The organism is Priestia sp. SIMBA_032 (assembly GCF_046535215.1).
Classification (GTDB): domain Bacteria; phylum Bacillota; class Bacilli; order Bacillales; family Bacillaceae_H; genus Priestia; species Priestia aryabhattai.
On record NZ_JAWRXD010001110.1, the window covers coordinates 1 to 254 of the forward strand.

1 protein-coding gene is annotated in these 254 nt (G+C 75.6%); it reads right to left on the bottom strand.

Features of this window, described 5'->3' with window-relative positions:
* Positions 1-221 (bottom strand): amidohydrolase family protein (locus tag SB717_RS37780; protein ID WP_410908290.1); only part of this gene is annotated, 221 nt, incomplete at its 3' end.
* Positions 222-254 lie beyond the last annotated feature (33 nt).

Below are 254 nucleotides of genomic sequence, written 5' to 3' on the forward strand. Positions count from 1 at the left end.
GGGTCGGCCGCCCGTGCCTCGAGAAGCAGCGCGCGGATGTCGTCGACGCTCCGCGCCTCGGTGAGGTACACCTGCCCGAGCGCCGCTCCCATCATCAGCAGGTGGGTGTGCGCATCGGCGAACCCCGGCAGCACGAGCCGTCCGCCGAGGTCGACCTCCCTCTCGGCGGCGGGCGCCTCGTCGCCGGGCCGCCCCACCCAGCTGATCGTGTCGCCGGTCACGGCGCACGCGTCCGCCCACGCAGCCCGTGCGTC